Annotated in this window: 2 protein-coding genes; both read left to right on the forward strand. The window is 62.0% G+C overall.

Annotation, left to right across the window (positions count from 1 at the left end):
- Positions 1–55: 55 nt before the first annotated feature.
- Entirely contained in the window at positions 56–523 is a 468-nt protein-coding gene (locus VJ307_09865) for a hypothetical protein (protein ID HJX74448.1), read from the forward strand.
- Between the two features lie 100 nt (positions 524–623).
- The coding region (locus VJ307_09870; GenBank protein HJX74449.1) for a hypothetical protein at positions 624–1,255 on the forward strand (632 nt) is incomplete at its 3' end.

Consider the following 1,255-nt stretch of genomic DNA (forward strand, 5'->3'; position numbering starts at 1 on the left):
GGAAACCCCCCTGCCGCCGGCTTTCGTCGGAAGAAACTCGTCAGGGGGAGAAGAGATGATCGGTTCCAGCGTCCGCCTCACCGTTTTTCTGATGGGCTTGATCGTGGCGATGATCGTTCTCCCCGGATGTGGGGGTGGCGGTGGGGGAGGCGTGGGGGGAGGAAGCAGCGAGGTTTTCCCGCCGTCCGGATCGGTTACGGCGCTGGAATGGGACCCCCCGAAGGTTGCCGCTGACAGCACGCCGCTTGATCCGCGGCGCGACCTCGATTATTACGAGTTTTACCTCCGGACGGACCAGAACTTCACGGAGAACGACCAGCCGGTGGCCCAAGTGGCGGCCTTCTACGACGTTCTATCCCCCAACGGGAAGTCGTTTGTACGGGATCTTACGAAGGAGTTTACGTTAGACAATCTTCTCCCGTTCACCGAGCAGGGAAAACGGTATTACGTTTCCATCAGGGCGGTCGGGGTGGACGGGCTCAAGTCGGGATTCATGGTCCCGGTTCCATGGGACCTGAGTTGACACCAGCGGGGTGCACATGAAAGCGAAGAGTTTCTTCTTTGTCGGGATCCTGCTTTTTGCATTCGGTCCGACACGCGCCGCACTTGGGGGAACCCACCAGTTGGCCTGGAGCGCCGTCACCACGTATACGGACGGCTCGCTGATCGAGGCGGGGCAGACCGTGAGTTACAAGGCGTACTGGACTCAAGATCCATGGCTTGCCGCGGAGACGCTGCGTCCCCTGGTTTCCTCGACCACGGCGACCTCCGCCACCTTTGACCCGGCGGCCGAGGGGATGACCGGTTACCAGGCGGTATATTTCACGGTCAAGACCGTGGTAGGGACGGGAACGGAATCGACCTTTTCCGCTGCACTGCCATGGAACCCCCCAGCCGCCATTCCCGGGGCGCCGTCGGCTCCCGCAGACCTTGGGATAACCAGGGTCGCAACGTCTACGCCGTCGGGGACGTGGCAGCTTTTCTGGGGTCCCGTAACGACGTATGCAAACGGGAGCCCGATCCAGGGGAAGACTGTGCGGTACGCAATATTCTGGACGGCCGACGCAGGACTTTCCACCGCATCGCTTACGCCGCTTGCCTCTTCCACAACGGAAACGTCCTTGACGTTCGATCCGGCGGCATCGGGGATGACCGGAGGTCAACGGGTGTATTTTGCGGCCAAGGCCGTGGTCGACACGGGGGAGGAGTCCGCGCTTTCCGCCGCACTGTCGTGGAGCGTGTCGAACAAGGGGCC

Source organism: Candidatus Deferrimicrobiaceae bacterium (genome assembly GCA_035256765.1).
GTDB lineage: Bacteria > Desulfobacterota > Deferrimicrobia > Deferrimicrobiales > Deferrimicrobiaceae > CSP1-8.